This is a genomic window from Stenotrophomonas sp. Ste86 (assembly GCF_024519465.1).
Lineage (GTDB): Bacteria > Pseudomonadota > Gammaproteobacteria > Xanthomonadales > Xanthomonadaceae > Stenotrophomonas.
In genome coordinates, this window is record NZ_JALJRW010000001.1 from 78,009 (window position 1) to 101,136 (window position 23,128).

Sequence of the window (23,128 nt, forward strand, 5' to 3'; positions counted from 1 at the left end):
ATCCCATGCACAAGCTTGCTGTCCTGTTGTTGCTGTTCGTCAGCGTGACCGCCAATGCGGCGGCGGCGCGCGAGGATCACGTGCTGCTGCAAGGCAATATCGCCGGCAAGCAAATCGTCAAGGCCGCAGCTGCCGGCCGGACAGAGGTCGAGTACCGCTACAACGACCGCGGCCGCGGGGACGACATAAAGGCGCAGTGGCGCCTGGACGGCAACGGGCTGTTGATCGACTACCAGGCCCAGGGCAACAACTACACCAAGGCCAAGGTCAGCGAGACGTTCTCGCTGCGGGACGGCCGGGCACGCTGGAAAAATGCCAGCGAACAAGGCGACCGGGTGCTGACCGCGCCCGCTTTCTTCCTGCCGATCTCGGCCCCGCCGGAGATCCAGGGCGTACTGGTCCGCGCCTTGCTGAAGGCGCCAGGGCAGCGCCTGGCGCTGTTGCCATCGGGTGAGGCGCACGTGGAACGCGTCGGTACGCTGCAACTCCAAAGCCAGGCTGGCCCCGTCGCGCTGACCCATTACCGCATCAGCGGACTGGGCTTCACCCCCGCCTCGGTATGGCTGCATGCCGATGGTCGCACGGCGGCGATTACCTACGCATCGGGCTGGGTCGCCATCCTGCCGGCGGCGCTCAAAGCCAGCCTGCCCCAGATCGTCGCCGCCCAGGAGCGCGCCGATGCGGAATGGTCGTCAACGCTGGCGCGCGATCTCACGCACCAGCCGAAGGGGCCGCTGCTGATCCGCAACGCGCGCGTATTCGACCCGCGCGATCTCACCGCCACGGCGGGCACCAGCGTGCTGGTGGACGGCGAGCGCATCATCCGGGTGGCCGCCGACGGACGGATAGACGCGCCCGCCAACGCCGAGGTCATCGACGCGCACGGACGGTTCCTGCTGCCGGGCCTGTGGGACGTGCACAAACACTACGCCGAAGCCGATGGCCCTCTCGATATCGCCGCGGGCATCACCAGCAGCCGCGACCTGGCCAACAACACCGACAACTTCATCGAGCGGGTCAGGCGGTTCGATGCCGGCACCGAGATCGGGCCGCGCGTGTCGATGGCCGGCTTCATTGACGGGCCAGGGCCGTTTGCCGGGCCGACCAGGATGCTGGTCAGTACACCCGAGGAGGCCCGCAAGGCGGTCGACTGGTATGCCGACCATGGCTATGTGCAGATCAAGACCTATTCCTCGCTGAAGCCCGAGCTGTTTCCGGTGATCGCCGACCATGCACACGCACGCGGACTGCGCGTCAGCGGCCATGTGCCGGCCTTCGTATCGGCGCGACAGTTCGTCGAGGGCGGCGCCGACGAGATCCAGCACATCAATTTCATCTTCCTCAATTTCATGTATCCGCGGGTGCAGGAGACGCGCAACATGAAGCGGCTGACGGAGATCGGCGAGCATGCCTACGAGTACACGCCGGACCAGCCGGAGGTTCGCGAGTTCATCGCGTTCCTGAAGGCGCACCACACTGTTGTGGATCCCACCCTCGCCGTCTTCGAGGATTTGTCCGGCGACCCCAACGATCCGGTACCGCCAGGCCTGCGTCCGATCGCCGCCCGGCTGCCGCCACAGGTGCAGCGCAACTTCGGCTTCGACCCGCTCCCGGTGCCGAAGGGCCAGGAAGCAGCCTATGCCAAGGCATTCCCTGCGTTGATGCGCATGGTCAAGGCCCTCCATGATGGCGGCGTCACCCTGATGCCCGGCACCGATGGGCTGGCCGGCTACCTGTTGCACGCCGAGCTGGATATCTACGCCCGCGCCGGCATTCCCAATGCGGAAGTACTGCGCCTGGCGACGCTGACGCCGGCCCAGGTCATGGGCGTGGACAAGGATCGCGGCGTGATCGCGCCAGGCAAGCTGGCCGACATGGTGCTGATCGATGGCGATCCGCTCAACGACATGCGCGATATCCGCAAGGTGGAGCTTGTGTTCAAGGGTGGCAAGATCTTCGATCCGGCAGCGATCGAGCAGGCACTCGGTATCCAGCCGCGCAAGCCGGTGCAGGTCCAATGAGCCTCTCCATCGATGCCGCCACGCGCGAGGCGCCTGCCATTGAACCGTCGCGACGGCGCTTTCTTGGTGCCTGCGCACTCGGCAGCGCAGGCGCGCTGCTGTTGCCGACGCGTGCAGGCGCCGCCGCGCCGGCAACAGCCGCCCGCTCGCAGTGGCCTGGCTACCTTCAGGCCACGGTGATCGATACCCTCAACGGTGGCCCGCTCGACCCGCAGGCCGAGGCCGAATATGCACCGTTGGACGCTCGCGTGCTGGCCGACGCAAGGGCCTCGGGACTGACCGCCTGCAACGTAACGGTCAGTGGCGTCGGCAGTTACCTCAACGACTATGCGCTGACGATGCGTGCCATTGCCTACTGGAACGGCGAACTGGCGCGCCATGCCGATGCGCTGCGCCTGGTGCGCACCGGCGCGGACCTTGCCGACGCAAAGCACAGCGGACGGCTCGGCCTGATCTATGGCTTCCAGGATGCGACGCCGTTCGGCGAGGACCTGGAACGCTTCGAGACCTTTTACGGTCTTGGCGTGCGCATCTACCAGCTGACGTACAACCGGCGCAATCTGATCGGCGACGGCTGCCTGGAGGCCGCCAATGCCGGGCTCAGCCAATTCGGTCGTGAGCTGATCGAGCGGCTCGATGCCGGTCGTGCCTTGATCGATCTCTCACATAGCGGCCAGCGCACCGCACTGGAGGCGATCGCCGCGTCCAGGGGTCCGGTCACCATCAGCCACACCGGCTGCACCGCCCTCGTCGACCGTCCGCGCAACAAAAGCGACGAGGAGCTGCGCCTGCTCGCCGGCCGTGGCGGCGTGGCGGGCATCTACCTGATGCCCTTCCTGCGCAAGGAGGGACAACCGACGGCGGCGGATCTGATCCGCCATATCGAGCACGCGATCAATGTCTGCGGCGAAGAGCACGTCAGCCTGGGTTCGGACGGCATCATCCCGGCGATCGATCTGACCCCTGAGTACCGCAAGGCGTTCCGCGCATTTGTCGAGGAGCGCGTCAAGCGTGGCATCGCCGCGCCGGGAGAGAGCGCTGAGGTGGTCAATTTCCTGCCCGACCTCAATCAACCCGATCGCTTCGACCGTATTGCGCTCCTGCTGTCCCGGCGTGGGCATCGTGACGCGCGCATCGAGAAGATACTGGGCGGCAACTTCGCGCGGTTGTTCACGGACGTATGCGGGTGACCCGATGCCCGCCCCCTGCCCTGCCCCGCGCGGGGGGGCGGCTGTGCACACGAAAACGGCAGGCCGGTGCACCGGCCTGCCGTGACATGGACGTCCAGACCCTTACCGGCAGGCGGAAGCCTGTACCGACCGGCTCAAAGCGTTGCCTGCGCCTGCAGCGTGAACACCCAGCTGTCCGGACGGCTGGCATACGCACCGGGCCGCGCCACGTACTGCACCGACGGCCGCAGGATCAACCACCGCGTGACCTGCACGCCATAGTTCAGCTCGACGAACTGCTCGTTGCTCTGCACGTCCTTGCCGGTCACCTGCTGGTACCGCGCAAGCCGGTCGGAGATGTCCAGCCGGTTCCAGGCCAGGCTCAGCACGTCGTCTTCCCGCGATGCCACCACGCCGCGCCAGCTCACGCCGGCTTCCCACGCGTAACGCATGAGGCCGGTCTTCGCATCGGCGCGCGTGGCTACGCCGAACACCGACAGGCCACGCACGGTGTCGCCCTCCGGCTTCAACACGCGCTGCGCGACCTGCACGTAGGAGCCACTGCGATGCGACGCCCGTGGCGCGGTGGGATCGCCGATGTCATCCGCATTGGAGGTGTCCAGGTAATAACCGACCTTGTAGGTGCCGCCGTAGTCGTAGCCGGTCTTGCCGTGGCTGTAGCCCACCTCGACGGGCAGGAACAGGCCGGTCTTGCCGCGGTCGGAAACGCGGAAGCCGCTGCCGGCCTGCTTGCGCGTCGGCACGACGTCATAGATGCCGGTCTGTGCATACCAGCCTGACGGGTCGTTCCACTTCACCCGCAGGCCCCACTGGCCGGTCGGATTGTCCAGCCAGCCGGAACTGTAGATCGGGCCCAGCGGATGCCCGCACTGGCCATTGTTGTTGAAGTTGCAGGTATACGGCAGGCCGCCGAAGTCATTGCCCATCGAGTAGAAGCCGCCCTTGAGGCTCAGCCGCTTGTCCAGCAGCCGGCGTTCGTAGGACAACTCGTTGAAGCGCAGGTTCTGGCCCTGCCCGTAGAAGGCCTGGTTCTGGATGTAGGACCCCGTGGAGCGCTCATTGACCGCATTGCCGAAGCGGTCGGAGAACACTACCCGCAGCGTGCCGTCGAAGCCGAACGCTCTGCCGGTGTCGATCATCGCGCCCAGGTCGATGTGCTCGGCCGTGGACCAGCCCTTGCCCTTGTAGCCGGCGCTGTTGACGCCGCTGGCAATGACGATGCGTGCGCTCGGGGTGATGCCCCGGTCCTGCAGCCACAGTCGGGCCGCCCAGTCCGCGCTCAATGGGGTCTGGGTGATGGTGTCCACCGTCTTGGGCTTGGGCGCATCGGCGTCGGCGGCCCAGGCGGGCAGGCTTGCGGTCAAGGCCACGAGCCCTGCACAGATCATCAAGGAGGTGCGCTTCATGCCGCGGCCCTCCGGTTCCTGCGCGTGCGCCACGCGCGGCGCACCAGCAGAAGCACGCCCACCAGCACCACTGCGCCCAGGATGAGCAGCGGCAGCCATAGCCGCCCGATCTTGGCCAGCAGCGGCTTTTCGCCCCCGGCGCGGATGAGCGCGACCTGCGCTGCGGTGACCTGGTCACCCGGCCCGAACTGGGTACGCACGTAAGTCGCGACCGCGGCGATGTCGTCATCGCCCAGGGCCTGTACGTAGGAGCCTTGGGAGAAATGCGGCATCAAGGCGTGCTCGCCATTCACGTCGCGGTCGATGCCGCCGATGATGGTCGCCACCAGGTTCTGCGGACGGGTCATGCCCACGGTGGTGTTGTGCACCAACGAGGGGTAAACCCCGTCCTTGCTGCCCTCCCCGCGCGAACCATGGCAGCTGGCGCACAAGCCCGAGTACAGCACTGGCCCGGAGGCCAGGGGTGCATCGGTGCCACGCACCGGTTGCTCGCCCGGTGCCTTGGCGGCATCGCCCCAGGCGAAGGCAGCGCGGGTGGCGTCCTTGTCGACCACGGGCGGCACGGTGCGCAGGTAGGCCACGATGGCGCTGATGTCCTGGTCCTGCAGTTTGGACAGGCTGTTGCTCACGGCCTCGGCCATGCCGCCGCCCGCCTGCGCCTTGCCGGCCACGCGGCCGGTCTTGAGATAGCGTGCCAGCTCCTCATCGGTCCAGCCGCCGATACCGCTGATCGGGTCGGAGGTGATATTGGGCGCATACCAGTCACCCAGCGAACCGCCGGCGAAGGCCTTGCCGCCCACTTCCTGCATCATCAGGCCGCGCGGGCTGTGGCAGCTGGAACAGTGCGCCAGGCCTTCCACCAGATAGGCGCCGCGATTCCACTGCGCATCCTTGCCCGGATCGGGTTTGAAGGGCGTCTTGTCCAGGAACAGCAGGTTCCACACCGCCATGGACGTGCGCACACTGAAGGGGAACGGCAGCTCGGTGCGATGCGCCTCCTCGTTCACCGGTGCCACGCCTTGCATGAAGTAGACATACAGCGCGTGGATGTCCTCGTCGGTGAGCTTGGCGTACGAGGTGTAGGGCATGGCCGGATACAGATGCGCGCCGTCCTTGCGCACGCCCTCGCGGACCGCCTTGGCGAAATCACGCTCGCTGTAGGTGCCGATGCCATGGGTCTTGGATGGGGTGATGTTGCTGGCCCAGATTTCGCCCAGTGGCGAGGCGATGGCGTACCCACCGGCGTACGGCTTGCCTTGCTTCGGGCTGGTATGGCAGGCCACGCAGTCGGCGGCGACGGACAGGTAGCGGCCGCGTTCGAGAGTCTCGTCGGCGCGTGCGGTTTGGCTGATGCCTGTCAGCATGCCCAGCGCGATGAGCAGCATCGTCTTCATGCGGCACGCTCGATGGCGTCGGCCGCGCGCAGTGCCAGCGCGGCCATGGTCAGGGTGCTGTTGACCACGCTGGCCGAGACCATCGCGCTGCCACCGGGCAGCCACAGGTTCGGATGGTCATGTGCACGGCAATCGCCATCGACCACCGAGTCGCGCGGATCGGCGCCCATGATGGTCGATCCCATGATGTGGTTGTTCGCATTGAGCGAGGTGGTGATGACGAATTCTTCGGCGTTGAACAGCGTGCCGATGTGCCGCAGCTGTTCGCAGGACTTGTCGTAGCCCTTGCGTGCGTAATCGCCCAGCGAGTAATGGATGTCCGGGCAGGCCAGGCCGTGGCCATCCACGCGGGTGGTGGAGAGGGTCAGGCGGTTGGTCGGATCCGGCAGGGGTTCCAGGCTGATCGACAGGTCCACGCCGTAGATCGCGCGGCGGCGGATTTCCGCGTCCAGCGCGTCACCGGTCAGCCCCATCTTCAGCGCCTGATCGGTGGCGACGGGCACGCGGCTGATGTTGTTGAGGATGATCTTGGTGGCCGAGTACTGCGACCGGAACGCGCCGTCGCGCGGCCCAACCATGCAGCTGGACTGCGCCGGCCCCCGGCCCAGCCAGATCGGCCGATCGGCGATGAACGAGCAGTGGAAGCCGGAGTGGTCCAGCATGTTGCGCCCGACCTGGTCGGACGAATTGGCGATGCCGTTCGGGTTCTGTTCGTTGGCCGCGAGCAGCAGCAGGCGCGGGGTTTCCAGCGCGTTGCAGGCGATCACGAAGCTGCGCCCGGTGGCCTTGTGGCTGACCTTGTCGCTGTCATACCAATGGATGGCCGTCACCCGGTTCTGTGCATCGGTGTCGATCCTGTAGGCCACCGATTCGTCCAGCACCTTGGCGCCCAGGGCCTCGGCGGCCTGGACCGTGTGGACGCCGTTGTACATGGCCCCGATCGGGCAGATTGGCTGGCAGTTGTTGTTGCCGCAGCAGGCAGGCCGGTCATTCCACGGCTTGATCATGCGCCCCTGCGGAATCGGCACCAGGTTGTAGCCGTGCGGATTGACCACCTCGGCAAATACCTTGTCGCCGTTGCCCCACGGAATCATGTCGGCCAGGTAGGGTTTGGAGCGCTCGGACGGGCTCTGCTGGGCCGGGTCGTTCGGTCCGGACACGCCCATCGCTTCTTCGGCGCGGCAGTAGTACGGCTCGATGTCCTCATAACTGATCGGCCAGTCGCGACCGACGCCGTAGGTGGACTGCATCTTGAAGTCCACCGGCAGGTGCCGCCAGCACGACGCGGCCCAGTGCCACGTCGTGCCGCCCACGGCCTTGATGAAGCCCTGGTGGAAGCTGCTGGCATCGGGGCCGGTCAGGCCGACGTAATCGTTGGCCGGAAAATACAGCGGCGCGGTGGCGAACTTCGATTGCGGGTACGGCCCCTGGAAATCGCTACCGATGCGTCGCTCGAAGCTGGCGTTGCGCCAGTTTTCAACGACGTCGGAACGGTTCAAGCGAGGGCCGGCCTCCAGGATCAGCACGGATTTGCCAGCGCGGACCAGCTGGTGGGCGATCAATGCGCCAACGACGCCAGAACCGACGATCACGACGTCGGCATCGACGTCGCCATCACGGAAAACCGGAGCTTTCATGAGGGGTATCCAGATCAATTGCAGGAAAAGAAGATGACCGCGCAGGTGTCAGGCGCGTGCTCGGATCGGTGCGGGCGGCTCGGCGGTCCACCATGCGGGCCCGCCCTGGGCGTAGGTCGCCGGGAACAGGCCATCCTCGGCAGGGCGCTGCATCAGCGCATCGCGATAGGACACGGTGACGGCGTGGACGCCTTTGCCCACGGTGCCGGTGTACCAGGCGGTGATGATCGCCAGCGCCGCCGGCCTCGCGTCGCCGGCCGCAGCCAGCAGTGCCTGCGCCCCATCCGTCCGGGTCGCCAGCGCGATAAGCGCGGGAAACCGGGCATGGACGTCGGGCTGCAGCGTGGCAAATGCCTTTTCAATCCGGTCAGCGGTGGCTGGGTCCAGGTCGCGCTTGTCAGTGAGGGCTTCGGACAGCCGGAGGAAGGCGGCATTGGCGTCGGTGGCAGGCGCAGCATCGGGTGCGGCATTCACCGCCGTCGCAGGCATTTTCCCGTGGCAGGCCGCAAGCAGCGACGCCGAACCCATGGCCAGAAGGAAGTGCCGTCGCGTCAGGCCCCGTGCCTGTCGACCTGCTTCCAGTCCCTCGGGAATACGCATGTTGTGGACTCCGTGCTCCGTGACGTGCTCGGCTCCCGACCCGTACATCACGGGACGGACGAGCGCCGACGCGGCATACCTTACAGCATGTGACTGTCGTCACGGAGTGATCGAGACGGCGTTCACGGACCGCCGACGGTCCCGTGGCTACAACTCGGGGTGTGATCATTACTGGAGACGGGCCATGCGAATCGCGTTGTTGAGTGCCGTCGCCCTGCTGACATTGTCGGCCTGCAGCAAACCCGAGCGGACCGATCAAGGCCAGCACGCCTACGCCATCGAACAGCCGGCCCCTGCACCTGTCCCTGCCGCAGGCAACACGGCCGCACGCAACGTGCCCGGTGGCGGAAGTGGTACTGCCGCGTCCGCACAGCAGGATTCCGGCGCCGCGTCTGACGCGGCACCGCCGCCGCCCAAGCGGTAGGGCTCACCAGCTGCCGTGTGCGCCGTTACGCGGTATCGCGTGCCAGCATGGGTTCCAACGGCGCTGCAGTGGAACCATTGAAGCAAAGCTCTGCGACCAGCAGGTTTGGAACCCAGCATAGCCATGCGATCACCGGGTAGGCGACGTCAAAGGGGATCCCGGCGACCATCGAAGACGGAAGGTAGATGCGCAATGTCACGGCGGCCAGCGTCAGGGCGACATTGCGCACCATCCATTTGCGGTGTGCCGCGACCGCGCCGCCCCGGATCGCCATGTAGGCCCGCAGGCCGGTGTACAGCCAGAGAACGGCAAGGCAGGCGAAGCCGATTTTCGCCGCTACCCCGCCGAACGCGAACGTGGCCATATAGAGCCCGGACAGCCCGCCCAGCAGGACGCCAACGCTCAGGTAAATACGCCCCATCCAACGGTGGGCACCGGTAAACCGCTTTCGCAGGCGTGCGGAGAACTGGAATGGCCCCAACGCCAGCGCGACCGAAGCGGCGAACACATGCATATAGATGCCCGCCCGGTGGCCAAGGAAGGACGCCTTCATGTCCGGGTGGACCAGGCTGCCCAGTGGCAGCAGCGCATAGGCGATGATCGCGTAAGCCGCCACGGCCAGTGACAGGACGTAAACGCATGCCGTGCCGAATCGCTTCATGAACGTTCAGTGCCCGTGGGTTCGACCCTCTTTGGTCGATCGCGATGCTGCCCCTTTGCCCGGGGGGCGTCAATCATCGCTGCGAGGCGTCCGGGCGGGCCATGCGCCGTGCCCCGCTCCCTTTCCCCTCCCCAGCTGCTGATATAGTCGCTCCAGCACGACGGGCACCCCGCCCGTTCTCGGAATACAGGGAGTTGGTCATGGGTCTGGTACAGGCGGTGAAGGGTGCGGTTGGCGGTGTTCTGGCCGACCAGTGGAAGGATTTCTTCACCGTGCCGGCCGGCCTGCCGTCGACGGCAGCGCTGTTTGCCGCGGTGCCGCGCGGCACCAATGCCGGGCGCGGCTCGAACACCAGCGCGTCGTCGAACATCATCACCAATGGCTCGAAGATCGTCGTGCCCGAAGGCTACGGCCTGCTGCTGTTCCAGGACGGCGCGGTGACCGGTTTCGTTGCCGAACCGGGTGGCTATGAATGGCGCTCGGACGACGCAAACTCGCAGTCGATCTTCGCCGGCGACGGGCTGGTCGGCCCGCTGATCAAGCAGAGCTGGGAGCGCTTCAAGTTCGGCGGCCAGCCGGGCTCGCAGCAGGCGGCGTTCTTCGTCTCGCTCAAGGAGCTGCCGGACAACCGTTTCGGCACCCAGTCGGAAATCTACTGGGACGACGGCTTCCTGGGTACGCAGGTCGGCGCGCTGACGCGCGGCTCGTACACGCTGAAGATCGTCGACCCGATCCTGTTCGTGAAGAATTTCGTGCCCGCCAGCTACCTGCAGCCGGGCCAGGTGTTCGACTTCACCGATCTGGACAACGCGGCGGCCAGCCAGCTGTTCAATGAAGTGGTGGGCTCGCTCGCACCGGCCTTCAGCCTGTACACCAACGATCCGGGCAAGGGCAATCGCATCACCAAGCTGCAGCAGGATTCGCTTGGCTTCGCGCAGAGCCTGTCCGCTGCCGTCGAACAGGGCTACCAGTGGAAGTCCGATCGCGGCCTGGCCATCGTCAAGACCGCGATCGTGTCGATCGAATACGACGCCAACACCCGCGAACTGCTCAAGACCGTGCAGCGCGCCGATGCGCTGGCCGGTTCGCGCGGCAACTCGAACCTGCAGGCCAGCGTGGCCCAGGGTATCCAGTCGGCCGGCGAGAACGGCGGTGCGGCCGGGCTGGTGGGCGTAGGCATGGCCTCGGGCATGTTCGGTGCCGGCAACCTGCAGCAGCCGGCGACCCCTGCGGCCCCGGCCGCGGACGACCCCGTGGCCAAGCTGAAGAAGGCCAAGGAAATGCTCGATCTGGGCCTGATCACCCAGGACGACTACGACAAGCTCAAGGCCAAGGCGCTGGGCCTGTAAGACGCAGGAAGCGCGCAGATCATGTCCGATTCCCGAATCCCGCCGCCGCTGCCGTCGTCGGCCCCGCCTCCGTTGCCGCCTGCGCCGCCCACGCCCGTGAGCGGCCCCGGATCGCCGCGGGACGTGCCGCCGTTGCCGGGCACCTTCCCGGTCGACCCGTCCACCCTGCCCCCGCCGATTCGCGATGAATTGCTGGCGCCGGACCCGGTTGCCCTGGATACGTCCGCCGAAGAACTCAAGGACGGCCTCAACCGCTGCCCGAAATGCGGCTCGACCGATGTCCGGCTCAAGCTCGGTACCGACGTACTGGTCTGCCAGTTCTGCCGCAACGAGTGGCATGGCACGCTGGTCGAGCAGGCGTTCGGGCTGGGCGATGGCATCGACCAGCTGCGCGGCACGGTCATTGCGTCGGGTGCGCGTGACATCCAGGCCGATACCGCCAGCCTGATGAGCTTCAAGTGCACCGGCTGCGGCGCCGAAGTCACCATCAACACCGAGAGCACGATGACCGCACGCTGCCACTGGTGCCGCCATGTGTTCGGGGTCAACGAACAGGTGGCCAACGGCGCGGTGCCCGATGCGGTACTGCCGTTCAAGGTGAGCAAGACCGATGCCGTGGCGCGTATCCGCCAGTTCGTGGACAAGCGCCGTCTGTTTGCGTTGAAGGCTTTCAAGAACGAGTTCACGCCGGAAAATGTAGTGGGCGTGTACCTGCCCTACATGATCGTCGACAGCAACGTCAGCGCCGCGGTCGCCGGCAAGGGCGAAATCCTCACCCGCGAGTACACCCGTGGTGAGGGCGACAAGAAGAAGACCTACTACGACGCCGATGTGTACCGGGTGGAGCGGCAGGTGGACTTCACCGTGGACGACCTGCCACTGGAGTCTTCGGCCGAGCGCGGCAACCTGGACACGCGCACCAATACCAACAACATCATCAACACGATCCTGCCGTTCGACACCAAGAACGCCTTGAAGTGGAACGCTTCCTACCTGATGGGTTTCACCACCGAGAAGCGCAACCTCGACGTGGAGAAGCTGCGCCCGCGGCTGGAAGACCAGCTGCTGTCGATCGCCCGCGCGCAGGTGGAGGGCTCCGTGCGCCGCTATGACCGTGGCGTGCGCTGGGAGCAGGAGCGGCTGGACGTGCACGGTACGCGCTGGGTGTCGATGTACCTGCCGGTGTGGCTCTACTCGTATCACCAGCCCGGCCGCAACGGCGGCATGCTGCACTACATCGCGGTGAACGGCCGCACCGGTGAAACCATGGGCAGCGTGCCGGTGCAGCAGTGGAAGCTGCTGTTGGCCGCGCTCGCCACCGGTACGATCATCGAAGCCCTTGTTCTCTTCTTCCTGGTGGCCTCCTCATGAGCGATGACAGTGGACTCTGGTTGCTGGCCGCGGGCCCGGCCAGCGCGACCGCGTTGTACTGGGCGCTATACCGGTACTACCGCAATACCGACAAATCCCACGCCTTCGAGCGCGAGACCTTGGTGGAGGCCAAGCCGGTAACCGGCTCGGACCATCGGGTCGATACGATCACCGGCACCCAGGAAACCCGCATCCGCGGCGACAACGTGCGCGCCTACCGCACCCGGGTGATGCGGGACAGCAGCTGACCCCCAGCGCTGTCGGCATGATCGTGACCCCGCCCAGCACGTGGCCGTCGGCGTCGGTCGACGATCTGGCGTTTTTGGCCCTGGGCGGCACGCAACCAAGTGCCGTGCCCGCCCCTTCCCCGGGCGGACACGGCGTCCCCATTCTCGCGCCAGGCGGGCGTAGCGACGCCCGACCGGGTTACAGCTTCAGCGAGCCTTCCACATCCAGCACGGTGCGACGCGCCAGTGCCAGGTTGGCTTTCTGGCGGTCCAGTACCACGTAGAAGAACAGGCCTTTGTTGGAGGCCACCGGACGCAGCACGTGGTACGCGCGGCCCAGGGTGATCAGCATGTCTTCGATGACGTCGTTGAGCTTGAGCGACTCGGCCGTCTTCATCTTGGCGCGCAGCACTTCGGTGTTGCCGGCCGCGGCCAGTTCCATGTCCACGCCGGAGCCGGCTTCGCCGAGCAGCATGCCGCTGTCGTAGTCGACCAGGGCCACGGCCTGCGCGCCATTGATCTGCATCAGGGCGTCGAGGCAATCGGTGATGCTCTTGTTCATTCTGTTTTCCTTATCAAGTGGAGGTGGGTCAATCAACGTGTTCGGGTGTCGGCCGGCATCGCGGCGGTGAGGCGGCGCACGCACTGTTTGGCGTGCCACAGCACCTGCCCCATCGCACTGGTCTGGTCGCAGGCGGCCATCAGCAGTTGCGGCGGCTGCACGGGGATGGTCAGCATCAGCACCTTGCCGTGCGCCGCTTCCAGGATCAGCGCACCGAGCGAGCCCATCACCAGCTCGCGACCGAGCGCTTCGGCCAGCGCCAGCATCGAGCTGGTCATCGCGGCAAGGCGGCTGACGGTCTCTTCTTCGCGGCCGACCTGGGCCAGGGCGAAGCCGTCCAGGCTGGCGACCACCACGCCCATCAGGCCGTCCACGTCGTGTACGAGGGTGGCCAGGTGCGCGTCGACCTGCTCGCGCACCGCGCCGCTTGCCGGCAGGCGGGCTGCATCATTCATCGCAGGCCACCAGGGTTTGGCATTCAATCTGACTCATCAGTACATCCATCACGGTAAGAACCTGCATCGGATCGCGCGGATCCACCATGACGATGGGCAGCGCTCCATCGTCGTGTTCCAGCCACTGTTCGCAGGCGGCGCGCTGCGCCGGGGCGGCATCGTCCATTCGGGTCACGCCCATTACCACCGGCAGCGGCGCGGGGTGGCGCTCGACCGCGTCCAGATAGGGCTGCACCTGCTGCTGGGGTAGCCCGGCGTGGGCGTTGACCAGCACGATCGCGCCACTGGCACCTTCGAGCAGGATCGGCCACAGGAAGTCGAAACGGGTCTGACCGGGCGTGCCGTACAGCCGCAGCCGGTCGCCGCCCGGCAGGTCGATGTCGCCGTAGTCCATCGCCACGGTGGTGAATGGTTTGTCGGCGCCCGGGTCGGTGTTGCGCACCTCGGTAGAGACCGCCCTGCCCTGTGCCAACGCCTGCACCAGGGTCGACTTGCCGGCGCCCATTTCGCCCAGCACCACGATCTTGTATTCACGCATTTCATCGACTCCAGCGGTTACGCACATCACGCCACATCCGGGCCAGCGCATTGCTGGCAGCCGGCTTGGCGGGCGCTACGGTCAGCGCCGGCATCGGGGCAGCACTTGGATGCGCATAGCCGCTGATATAGGCGGCATTGAAGAAGGCCTGGACCTCCACACGGGGCAGGCCCAGGATCGAACTGCAGCTACCCACATCCAGCGCATGCCGGATCATCAACGCGCAGATCCGAAAGTCGTCGTGGCGGTGCGCCAGTACGCGGAAATCCGGCCAGCGACGCAGTCGCAGGCAGGTGTCGTCCTGCAGCGGTGGCAACGGGGCACCATCGCCGGCTGCATGCAGGCCCGCTTGCCAGAGCAGCGGACGCAATGCCACCGGTCGGGATCGAGCCGCCTGCGCATCGAACAGGCTGCGCGCAACGGGCAGCAGCTCAAGGGTGGGCTGCGGACCCACCAGCGCCGCCTGGAACAGGGCCATCGACATCGCCGACGGCTCGGCCAGCACGCCCAGGTTGTGCTCGGTGTCCAGCCAGCACAGCACCTTGCCCCTGGACATGATCGCAGCGCAATGAATGGGGTCCTGCTGCTTGCGTTCGAGCATCAGGCGTCGGCGCAGCGCCTGCACGAAGAGCAGCGGCTGTGGCGCAGCGGAGGGAAGTGTCGGTTCGACGTCGAACGGCACACGGCGAAAGCGGCTCATACCGCGTGCCTTGCCGCGGCCGCGGACGATGAAACGGACAACATCATGGGGATCTTCGTGTGGGAGCGGATGCCTGGCCGGTGACGCTGGGCGGTCACCAGCCGACGGGGTTCTAGGAGACCATCCGGCCCCTCGATCGCGCCATGCAAATACTGTGAAAACGGTCGCCGCCGCAGGTGTTTGCAAGTATTGGTATGCGTTGCGCGCCACACTTCATCAGTTCAAAAGATGCAGTGCCCCTTTCGCACTATTTGTATATACAACAACAATCAAAGTGCACAGACTTTCGGCTCAGAACAGGGTGCAGGCCGCCTGAATCGCGATACGGGCGATCGGCAGGGTGCCGTGCCGTTCTCCACGCTTGTCCGCCAGGAGTTCCACCGTGCCCATCCGCGTCATCATCGCCGACGATCATCCCGTTGTCCGCCTGGGCGTTCGTGCCTTGCTGGAAGGTGCGGGCCGTTACCGCGTGGTGGCCGAGGCCGCCTGCGCCGATGAGCTTCTCTGCGCGCTGGAGCGCGCGCCCTGCGACGTGCTGATGACCGACTTTTCCATGCCCGGTGGCACCGCGCCGGACGGTCAGGCGATGCTGGCGATGATCCACCGCAGGCACCCGGCGTTGCCGGTGGTGCTGATGACGATGTTCACCAACGTACCGACGCTGCGGATGGCGATGAAGAACGGCGTGCGCGGCGTGATCGACAAGGCCTGCTCGCTGCTGGACATTCCCCGGGCAATCGACGAGGTCCTCAACGGTTCGGCCTATGTCTGCAGTTCGCTGCGCGCCGAGCTCTGCAACGGCGACGAAGAAACCGGCTCGCTGTGCGCCTGCCTGTCGCCGAAGGAACTGGAGGTGCTGCGGTTGTATGCCTCCGGGCTGAGCATCACCCAGATTGCCGCGCGCCTGGATCGGAGTATCAGCACGATCAGTCGGCAGCGCATTTCGGCGATGAACAAGCTGGGGATCCGCGCCGAATCGGAACTGTATGCGTTTGCCAGCGAGCACAGGCTTGCCATGGCACCCTGCCCGGCGCCGCCTGCGCCGTTGCAGTCGGCCGCATAGCGCCCGTGCGCGAGATGGCGCGGCGTTAACGCGGGCTGGCGCACGCTCTCCGGAGCGAATGGAAACCAGAGCAGATCATGAAGCAGGCAGTCCAATTTTTCGTGCTGGGTACGGCGTGGGTGGCCATGGTCAGCGCGTGCAGTCCGCAACCGGCGGCGGTCGTGACCGCGTCATCCTCCATGGCCGCCGCAGGCGCCCCGCCCGCAGATACGGGCCCGGCAGCGTCGGTGCCCGGAACCCAGGCCGGCGATGGTTTTGCCGAGCCGGCACCGGGTATCGCGGTCCGCGCGGTTCCCGGCACGCATGTCGAACATGATTTCAAGCGCAGCTACCTGACGCTGGATGCCTGGAAACTGTATCCGGCGGCGGGCAGCATCGGCACGCCGCTTATCGCCGTCGTGATGGATGGCTCCAATGACGTCACCTCGGCCGAAATGCGGATCGGCCGCAGCGATACGGCAGCCGATATCGCCGCCTGCCTCGTCGCGCCCGACGAGGCGACCGACCCGTCGGACACGGCAGAGATAGGCGGAGTGCGCTTCACCCATTTCACCGCCAGCGATGCGGCGATGAGCCACTACGTCTCCGCGGAGAGCTACCGCGCCGTGCACAACGGGGCGTGTTATGCGATTGACCTGATCGTTGCGGGCACCCGTCCGGACGTCTACGACCCGCCACGCACGCCGCCATTCACCAACGACGTTGCCAAGCAGCGGTTGGCAACGGCGCTCGCGGCCGTGCATTGGGTAGCGAAGGGCTGAGGATGACCGCGGCGGGGAGGGCCGCTATGCTGCCCTATCCTGCCCCCGAGGACGTCCCATGCGTACGTTGTATCCGGCCATCTCCCCCTACCGTGAGTTCGCATTGCCGGTGGATGGCCTGCACACCTTGCACGTCGAGGAATGCGGTACGCCGGACGGCATCCCCGTGGTATTCCTGCACGGTGGCCCCGGCGCGGGCGCGTCGCCAACCCACCGGCGGTTTTTCGATCCGGCGCGGTATCGCATCGTACTGATCGACCAGCGTGGCAGTGGCCGCTCCACGCCGTTCGGGGAGTTGCATGACAACACCACCGCGCACCTGGTCGCCGACATCGAGGCGGTACGTGCGCACCTGGGCATCGCGCGTTGGCTGGTGTTTGGCGGTTCGTGGGGGTCGACGCTGGCGCTGGCCTATGCACAGACCCATCCGCAGCGCGCCACCGGGCTGATCGTGCGCGGCGTATACCTGGGGCGCGCCGAGGAAAACCGCTGGTTCAACGAGGCCGATGGCGGGGCGCGCTGGGTGTTTCCCGAGCGTTGGGCACGGTACGAGGCACATATTCCGGAAGCAGAGCGCGGGGCGATGATTGCCGCGTATTGGACGCGCCTGGACAGCGACGACCGGCCCACGCAGATCGCCGCCGCACAAGCGTGGCTGGGGTGGGAGGACAACGCCGCCACGCTGGTACACGACGTCGATGCCGTCTCCACTGCCGATCCGCTGGACACGCTGGCCAAGGCCCGGATCGAGGCGCACTACTTCCGCCACAACGCGTTTCTCGTGCATGGCCAGCTGCTGCGCGATATCGACCGCATCCGCCACCTGCCGGGCGTGATCGTGCAGGGGCGCTATGACATCATCTGCCCCGCCCGCAGCGCGTGGGACCTGGCCTGTGCCTGGCCCGAGGCCCGGCTGGAGATGGTGTTGTCCGGGCATGGCGCTACCGAACCGGCCACCGCCGACGCGCTGGTGCGTGCCACGGACGATTTCGCCGACCGCATCAGCGGGCCATCGGCGCATTCGATTCAACGTTGAGATGTCGTGACGCGTGGTGGTGATGCGTCTGAAATCGACCTGCAGGAAATGGCATGAACACCTGGATCACCCTGCCCCGTACGTTCTACCAGCGACACCCGACCCAGGTCGCCCCGGACCTGTTGAACAAGCTGCTGGTGCGCGACGACGGTCGCGCCGGCCGCATCGTCGAGGTGGAAGCGTATGCAGGCAGCGAAGACCCGGCAGCCCACTCCTATCGCGGCATGACCGCGCGCACGGCCACCATGTTCGGCGAGGCCGGGCACCTCTACGTGTATTTCAGCTACGGCATGCACTGGGGCAGCAATGCGGTCTGTGGCGAGGTCGGGCAAGGCTGGGGCGTTCTGTTGCGTGCGTTGGAGCCGGTGGACGGTCTCGACCTGATCCGTGCCGCGCGTCCGGCCATCCGCCGCGATCCCGATCTGGCCAGTGGCCCAGGCCGGCTGTCGCAGGCGATGGGCATCACCAAGGCGCTGGACGGTGCCGATCTGGTGCGCAATGACCGGGGCGTGCGCATCGTCAGCGATGGGATGAACCCGCCGGACGCGCCGGTGGTGGGGCCGCGGATCGGGATCAGCAAGGCGGTGGCGCTGCCCTGGCGCTGGCATGTGCCGGGAAACGCCCACGTATCGGGACGTCGCAGCGCCAGCACGGGCAAGGGCTGACGGCCCGCGACGGGGCGCCCGCCGATCCCGTTCAGACAGGCAAATCGTCATTCCGGTGTAAAATTCATGGTTTTTAGCCGGAACCATGGCGAAAGCCCCCTACCGACCGCCCGTGCCCGGACCGGCCTTCATCCGCCTGCTGGCGGGGTTTGCCGACGGACCGTTGCCCACCTCCAGCCCGGATATTTCCGACCGCCTCAGCCAATGGGTGGATTGGAATCGGGCGGTAGCGTTGTCGCGGGCGCTGGATGGACGGTTGCCGCCGGTACCGCCGGATGCGCCGGTGTTCGACAGTGCCGAACAGGCCGAATGCGAACGGGTGCGCGCGGTGCTGATCGCCGCGATCATGGCCCCGGCCGAGGGCAAGCGCGCCCTGGCCGATGACTATGCCGCGCATCGCCAGCACTGCGTGAACCTGCAGCGGTCCATGCAGGCCTCCACCGGGCGCCTGCGCGGCCGGCTGCGCGACATGCTCGGTCACCTCTCGCCGGAACTGGCGCGGTTGGCCGAAGTGGATGCGGTGATGGAACAGACCCTGAGCCCGCGCGAGCAGAGCCTGCTGGCTGCGGTGCCGGCGCTGCTGGGCCAGCATTTTGAACGCCTGCACGAGTCGGCGCTGCCAGCGCCGACCGCAGGCGACACCGAGGAAGCGACGCCGTCCAGACCCCGCGATGGCTGGCTGGCGCGCTTCCACCAGGATATGCAGGACGTGCTGCTGGCCGAACTGGATGTTCGTTTTCAACCGATCGAAGGCCTGCTTGCAGCGCTTCGCCCCCGATAACTGGGACGTCATGTTCAGAACTAGTCTTTATTTCGTTGTCTTCCTTGCCGGCCTGCTGGCGGCGTGCTGGATCGGTGCGGGTTACCTGGGCAGCAATCCGGTCGGTGCCGCGGTCGCGGCGGTGATCGTGGCCTGCTACTGCGCCGGTGCGCTGGAACTGCTGCGCTATCGCCAGGCCACGCTCGGTCTTGGCCGGGCGGTCGCGGACGCGGACGCGGCGCAGGCCGACCTGGCCGGCTGGCTGGCGCGGGTGCCGGACGGGCTGCGCAACGCGGTGCGGCTGCGGGTGGATGGCGAGCGCATCGCCCTGCCCGCCCCGGTACTGACGCCGTACCTGGTGGGCCTGCTGGTGCTGCTGGGCATGCTCGGCACCCTGCTCGGCATGATGGCCACGCTGCGTGGCACCGGTCTGGCGCTGGAAAGCGCCACTGACCTGCAGGCCATCCGTGGCTCACTGGGCGCGCCGGTGGAAGGGCTGGCGGTCGCGTTTGGGACTTCGATCGCCGGTGTGGCGACCTCGGCGATGCTGGGCCTGCTGGCCGCGCTGTGCCGGCGCGAGCGCCTGCAGACCGTGCAACTGCTGGATGCGCAGATCGCCACCAGCCTGCACCCCCACTCGCAGGGCTGGCAGCGTGCCGAGGCCTTCCGCATGGCGCAGGCGCAGGCCGAGCTGATGCCGGCGCTGGTCGAGCGCCTGCATGCGTTGACCGTGGCGATCGAGGAGCGCAGCACCCAGACCCAGCAGCAGTTGCTCGACAGCCAGGAGCGTTTCCACGCCAAGGCCGACGCCGAACACGCACGCCTGGCCGCTGCGGTCGAGCTGGCGCTCAAGGACAGCATGGCCGCCAGTGCCCGTGCGGTCGGCGAATCGTTGCAACCGATCATGCAGGACACGATGGCCGCCATTGCCGGCGATACCCGCGCACTGCAGCAGCACGTGGGCGCTGCGGTGGAACAGCAGTTGAGCGGGCTCAACGCCGGCCTTGCAGCCAACCATGCCGCCAACGCGGAGACCTGGCGCGCCGCGCTGGCCGCCCAGCAGCAGAGCAACCAGCAGTCGAGTGAGGCGTTGCGCGCTGCGCTGGAGCAGCTGAGCACCCAGCACGATCAGCGTGCGGTGGGCCTGCTCGATGCACTCTCCGAGCGCATGGCCGACAACGTGCAGCACTGGAGTGCGGCGCAGACCGCGCAGCAGCAGACCCACCAGGCGCTCACCGCCGAGCTGCGCGACAGCCTGGCGCAGTTCACCGGGGAACACGCGCGCCAGGCCAGCGGCCTGGCCGATGCGCTGGCGTCCCGCCTGGACGCCACGGCCGAACGCTGGGCAACCGCCCAGCACGCGCAGCAGCAGGCCAACGACAGCCTGGTTGCCGCCCTCGACGCGGCATTGCAGCGGTTGACCGACCAGCACGATGCACGTGCCACCGCGCTGGTCGACTCCCTCGCCCACCGGCTGGAACAGAGCAGCGGGCAGACCGCGGCCCTGTGGCGTGCCGCGCTGGACGAGCAGCAGGCCACCAGCAGCGCGCTGGCCGAACGCAACCAGACGGCCTTGTCAGCGGTTGCCGGCACCTTCGATACCCAGGCCGCCGCGCTGGTGGAGGCGATGCAACAGTCGCAGCATACGTTGCAGGACGCACTGGAATCCCGCGATGCCCAGCGCCTGGCACAGTGGAGCGGCGCGTTCGAAGCGCTGACCGGCACGCTGGGCGAGCAGTGGTCTCAGACCAGCGCGCAGGTCGCGCAGCGCCAGCAGGCGATCTGCGATGCCCTGGCAAGCACTGCGCAGCAGATCAGCGCGCAGACCCAGGCCCACGCCAGCGACACCATCGCCGAGATCTCGCGTCTCGTACACGTCGCTTCCGAGGCGCCAAAGGCCGCCGCCGATGTGGTCGCCGAACTGCGCCAGAAACTCTCCGACAGCATGGTCCGCGATACCGCGATGCTGGACGAGCGCAGCCGCCTGCTGGCCACGCTGGAAACCCTGCTGGATGCGGTCAACCACGCCTCGACCGAGCAGCGCACGGCGGTGGACGCGCTGGTCACCACCTCGGCCGATCTGCTTGAACGGGTCGGCAGCCGCTTCACCGAGCACCTGGCGGTGGAAACCGGCAAGCTCGGCGAGGTGGCCGCGCAGGTCACCGGCAGCGCGGTCGAAGTGGCCAGCCTGGCCGATGCCTTCGGCGGTGCGATGCAGGTGTTCGGCACCGCCAGCGCCGATCTCGGGCAGCGCCTGGAGCAGATCGGCACCGCGCTGGATGCATCCTTGGCACGCAGCGACGAGCAGCTGGCGTACTACGTGGGCCAGGCACGCGAGGTGATCGACCTCAGCGTGCTGTCGCAGAAGCAGATCATCGAGGAACTGCAGCAGCTCGGCGCACGCCGGGGTACCGGCAAGGCCGCCAGCGCATGAGCGATGAGATCGAGGTCGACGGCGAGTCCGGCGCACCGATCTGGGCCGCCTTCGGCGACCTGATGTCGGTGCTGCTGGGCGCGTTCGTGCTGATCCTGGTCGGCGTGGTGGCGCTGCAACTGGAGCTGTCCACGCGCCTGGACCATGAGGTCAAGCAGCGTCAGGCCGAAGCGGCGCGGCGCAAGACCCTGGAGCAGGCACTGGCGGTGCCGCTCGCGGCCGGCCGGGTGACACTGGTGGATGGCCGCATCGGCATCCGCGGCAGCGTGCTGTTCGCGCTCAATTCCGACCAACTGCAGCCGGAAGGCCGCGAGCTGCTGAAAAGCCTGGCCGCGCCGCTGGCCGAGTATCTGTCCTCGCGCGAGGAAATCCTGATGGTCAGCGGTTTCACCGACGACCGCCAGGTGCGCGAAGGCAATCGCCAGTTCGCCGACAACTGGGCGTTGTCGGCCGAGCGCGCGCTTACCGTGACCCGCGCGTTGATCGCCGAAGGCGTGCCCGCCTCTGCGGTGTTTGCCGCCGCGTTCGGCGCCGAGCAGCCGGTCGGCTCCAATGCCGATGAGGACGGGCGTGCACGCAACCGGCGTGTTGAAATGGCGCCGATTCCGCGGCCCAGGCCGGCCAAGGCCAGCAATGGCGGCTAAGCCGGTCGATCCGCGCGCGCGGCTGGAACAGTGGCGCCAGCAACAGCTGGACCGGCACGACCCGGTCGCGTTCGCGGTGCTCGATGCCCTGCAGGCGCGTGCGGCGCGTGCGCAAGGGACCGCGCGCACGCTGCTGGAACAACGCTTGTCCGACCGCGTGGCGGCCTACGCCAGTGCGCTCCCGCGCGCTTCCCGGCGCGGCGGCGTCGCAGTGCCGCTGCGTGCGTCGCCATTGCGCGATCTGGTCGCGGAACTTGCTGCCCGCCCGCGCGTGTTGTCCACACCCGACGCGTCCAGCGGCGCGCAAACGGCGCCAACCGCTTACCCTGCCCTGCCGGCGATCGACGAATTCCGTGCGCTGTGGGCCACCGTGCGCAGCCGCAGCCAGGTACGCCAATCGCTGGCGGCCGCACCCAGCGATGGCGGTCCGCTGAACTCGGCGGTGCTGGTGCATCGCGCGATCACGTTGATGGGCGACATCTCGCCCGGTTACCTGAAACACTTCCTGGCCTACGTGGACAACCTGTCCTGGCTGGAACCGCTGCAGCCACGCAGTAGTGCGCCGGCGCGGGACGTGGGCCGCATTCCCAAGCCGCGTCGCGCACGCCCGGCCAAGTCCTGATCCACGCGGTCGGCCGACGGCCGGCATCGCACCCCTATACCAAGGTATATCGCGGCGAACCCACGGGCATCTAGGCCTGCGGGCGTGCGGTGCGGACAATACGCGCACCGGTTCGGCGCAGTGCGTCGCCCCGGATCCGCCCTTCCGCTACCGGATTTCCCCATGGATCCCGATCCTGCCGGGCGCCACGCGCCCCTGATCCACCCACTGCCCTGTTTCACCCCGGCGTCCGGCCGGCGGCTTCGGCTCGACTGAGTCACGGGAAGCCGACGGGCGCTGCCTGTCCGGAGGCTTTCCGATGAACTACAAGATCCTCTACATCACCCTGCGCCGCCTGATCGGTGAGCGCAACGTCGCCGCGCTGCGCAGCCAGCTGTTGCAGCACGGCGCACCGCTGTTCGCCCGTGCCCTGGCATTGGGCTCGGCGCGGATCATCGCCGACGCCTTGAGCCTGCTGCCGATCGTCGAGCGCGTCAGCGTGCTGCGCCACCTGCCCGCGCCGATCCGTACCGCCATGAAGCCGCTGTGCTCGCGCGGCAATCCCCGTTTTCCGCTGCCGATGGTGACGTTTTCCGTCGCCCGCGCGCAGCACGCCTGAGGAGTTCCCC

The 23,128-nt window shown here is 67.2% G+C and carries 23 protein-coding genes; 14 read left to right on the forward strand and 9 right to left on the reverse strand.

What is annotated here, in order from left to right; genetic code table 11:
* Nucleotides 1–5 precede the first annotated feature (5 nt).
* Together NR101_RS00290 and NR101_RS00295 are read left to right on the forward strand one after the other, a co-directional pair.
* On the forward strand, nucleotides 6–2,021 hold the full coding sequence (locus NR101_RS00290) for an amidohydrolase family protein (RefSeq protein ID WP_256774313.1): 2,016 nt from the start codon (nucleotides 6–8) through the stop codon (nucleotides 2,019–2,021).
* A complete protein-coding gene (locus NR101_RS00295; protein ID WP_256774312.1) occupies nucleotides 2,018–3,211 on the forward strand; it encodes a membrane dipeptidase in 1,194 nt (397 codons plus the stop codon). Before NR101_RS00290 ends, NR101_RS00295 begins: the two co-directional genes overlap by 4 nt.
* A 134-nt stretch (nucleotides 3,212–3,345) precedes the next feature.
* Here NR101_RS00295 and NR101_RS00300 read toward each other — a convergent pair whose 3' ends face one another.
* The 5 genes from NR101_RS00300 to NR101_RS00320 form a co-directional block, all read right to left on the reverse strand.
* Nucleotides 3,346–4,617 carry a carbohydrate porin gene (locus NR101_RS00300; RefSeq protein WP_256774311.1) on the reverse strand — a complete coding sequence of 424 codons (1,272 nt, stop codon included), beginning with the start codon at nucleotides 4,615–4,617 and terminating at the stop codon, nucleotides 3,346–3,348.
* Nucleotides 4,614–6,011: a c-type cytochrome gene (locus NR101_RS00305; protein WP_256774310.1), complete on the reverse strand. Its 1,398-nt coding sequence runs from the start codon at nucleotides 6,009–6,011 to the stop codon at nucleotides 4,614–4,616. The genes NR101_RS00300 and NR101_RS00305 overlap by 4 nt, the downstream gene beginning before the upstream one ends.
* Nucleotides 6,008–7,648 carry a GMC family oxidoreductase gene (locus NR101_RS00310; protein ID WP_256774309.1) on the reverse strand — a complete coding sequence of 547 codons (1,641 nt, stop codon included), beginning with the start codon at nucleotides 7,646–7,648 and terminating at the stop codon, nucleotides 6,008–6,010. The genes NR101_RS00305 and NR101_RS00310 overlap by 4 nt, the downstream gene beginning before the upstream one ends.
* Nucleotides 7,649–7,696: 48 nt before the next feature.
* Nucleotides 7,697–8,248 (reverse strand): sorbitol dehydrogenase family protein, encoded by a 552-nt coding sequence (locus NR101_RS00315; RefSeq protein ID WP_256774308.1) that lies wholly within the window; start codon nucleotides 8,246–8,248, stop codon nucleotides 7,697–7,699.
* Between the two features lie 449 nt (nucleotides 8,249–8,697).
* Nucleotides 8,698–9,333, reverse strand: coding sequence for a DUF2306 domain-containing protein (locus NR101_RS00320; protein ID WP_256774307.1), 636 nt, complete (start codon nucleotides 9,331–9,333; stop codon nucleotides 8,698–8,700).
* Between the two features lie 200 nt (nucleotides 9,334–9,533).
* Here NR101_RS00320 and NR101_RS00325 point away from each other — a divergent pair, with 200 nt between their 5' ends.
* Genes NR101_RS00325 through NR101_RS00335 form a run of 3 tightly spaced genes read left to right on the forward strand, consistent with a single transcriptional unit; the run spans nucleotide 9,534 to nucleotide 12,301 of the window.
* Entirely contained in the window at nucleotides 9,534–10,682 is a 1,149-nt protein-coding gene (locus NR101_RS00325) for an SPFH domain-containing protein (RefSeq protein WP_256774306.1), read from the forward strand.
* 21 nt (nucleotides 10,683–10,703) lie between these two features.
* A complete protein-coding gene (locus NR101_RS00330; RefSeq protein ID WP_256774305.1) occupies nucleotides 10,704–12,053 on the forward strand; it encodes a TFIIB-type zinc ribbon-containing protein in 1,350 nt (449 codons plus the stop codon).
* Nucleotides 12,050–12,301 (forward strand): hypothetical protein, encoded by a 252-nt coding sequence (locus NR101_RS00335; protein ID WP_256774304.1) that lies wholly within the window; start codon nucleotides 12,050–12,052, stop codon nucleotides 12,299–12,301. Before NR101_RS00330 ends, NR101_RS00335 begins: the two co-directional genes overlap by 4 nt.
* 178 nt (nucleotides 12,302–12,479) lie before the next feature.
* Here the strand turns inward: NR101_RS00335 and NR101_RS00340 are convergent, their stop codons facing one another.
* The 4 genes from NR101_RS00340 to NR101_RS00355 are packed head-to-tail and all read right to left on the reverse strand — an operon-like array spanning nucleotide 12,480 to nucleotide 14,535.
* Nucleotides 12,480–12,842, reverse strand: a complete 363-nt coding sequence (locus tag NR101_RS00340) for a hypothetical protein (RefSeq protein ID WP_256774303.1) — start codon at nucleotides 12,840–12,842, stop codon at nucleotides 12,480–12,482.
* 32 nt (nucleotides 12,843–12,874) lie between these two features.
* Nucleotides 12,875–13,297: a roadblock/LC7 domain-containing protein gene (locus NR101_RS00345; RefSeq protein WP_256774302.1), complete on the reverse strand. Its 423-nt coding sequence runs from the start codon at nucleotides 13,295–13,297 to the stop codon at nucleotides 12,875–12,877.
* Complete coding sequence (locus tag NR101_RS00350) at nucleotides 13,290–13,835, reverse strand: GTPase (protein WP_256774301.1); 546 nt, start codon at nucleotides 13,833–13,835, stop codon at nucleotides 13,290–13,292. Before NR101_RS00350 ends, NR101_RS00345 begins: the two co-directional genes overlap by 8 nt.
* A gap of 1 nt (nucleotide 13,836) precedes the next feature.
* Nucleotides 13,837–14,535 (reverse strand): hypothetical protein, encoded by a 699-nt coding sequence (locus tag NR101_RS00355; RefSeq protein WP_256774300.1) that lies wholly within the window; start codon nucleotides 14,533–14,535, stop codon nucleotides 13,837–13,839.
* A gap of 382 nt (nucleotides 14,536–14,917) precedes the next feature.
* Between NR101_RS00355 and NR101_RS00360 the strand changes: the two genes are divergently transcribed.
* From NR101_RS00360 to NR101_RS00400, 9 genes are all read left to right on the forward strand, one after another.
* Nucleotides 14,918–15,598, forward strand: coding sequence for a response regulator transcription factor (locus tag NR101_RS00360; RefSeq protein ID WP_256774299.1), 681 nt, complete (start codon nucleotides 14,918–14,920; stop codon nucleotides 15,596–15,598).
* A gap of 77 nt (nucleotides 15,599–15,675) precedes the next feature.
* Complete coding sequence (locus NR101_RS00365) at nucleotides 15,676–16,359, forward strand: hypothetical protein (protein WP_256774298.1); 684 nt, start codon at nucleotides 15,676–15,678, stop codon at nucleotides 16,357–16,359.
* Between the two features lie 58 nt (nucleotides 16,360–16,417).
* Nucleotides 16,418–17,395 carry a prolyl aminopeptidase gene (gene pip / locus NR101_RS00370; RefSeq protein WP_256774297.1) on the forward strand — a complete coding sequence of 326 codons (978 nt, stop codon included), beginning with the start codon at nucleotides 16,418–16,420 and terminating at the stop codon, nucleotides 17,393–17,395.
* Nucleotides 17,396–17,448: 53 nt separating this feature from the next.
* Nucleotides 17,449–18,060, forward strand: a complete 612-nt coding sequence (locus NR101_RS00375; protein ID WP_256774296.1) for a DNA-3-methyladenine glycosylase — start codon at nucleotides 17,449–17,451, stop codon at nucleotides 18,058–18,060.
* Between the two features lie 85 nt (nucleotides 18,061–18,145).
* Nucleotides 18,146–18,841: a DUF3348 domain-containing protein gene (locus tag NR101_RS00380; protein WP_256774295.1), complete on the forward strand. Its 696-nt coding sequence runs from the start codon at nucleotides 18,146–18,148 to the stop codon at nucleotides 18,839–18,841.
* A 10-nt stretch (nucleotides 18,842–18,851) separates the two neighbouring features.
* Nucleotides 18,852–21,254 (forward strand): DUF802 domain-containing protein, encoded by a 2,403-nt coding sequence (locus NR101_RS00385; RefSeq protein WP_256774294.1) that lies wholly within the window; start codon nucleotides 18,852–18,854, stop codon nucleotides 21,252–21,254.
* Nucleotides 21,251–21,898: an OmpA family protein gene (locus NR101_RS00390; RefSeq protein WP_256774293.1), complete on the forward strand. Its 648-nt coding sequence runs from the start codon at nucleotides 21,251–21,253 to the stop codon at nucleotides 21,896–21,898. Before NR101_RS00385 ends, NR101_RS00390 begins: the two co-directional genes overlap by 4 nt.
* Entirely contained in the window at nucleotides 21,888–22,520 is a 633-nt protein-coding gene (locus NR101_RS00395) for a DUF2894 domain-containing protein (RefSeq protein WP_256774292.1), read from the forward strand. Before NR101_RS00390 ends, NR101_RS00395 begins: the two co-directional genes overlap by 11 nt.
* A 298-nt stretch (nucleotides 22,521–22,818) precedes the next feature.
* Nucleotides 22,819–23,118 carry a hypothetical protein gene (locus tag NR101_RS00400; protein ID WP_256774291.1) on the forward strand — a complete coding sequence of 100 codons (300 nt, stop codon included), beginning with the start codon at nucleotides 22,819–22,821 and terminating at the stop codon, nucleotides 23,116–23,118.
* Nucleotides 23,119–23,128 lie beyond the last annotated feature (10 nt).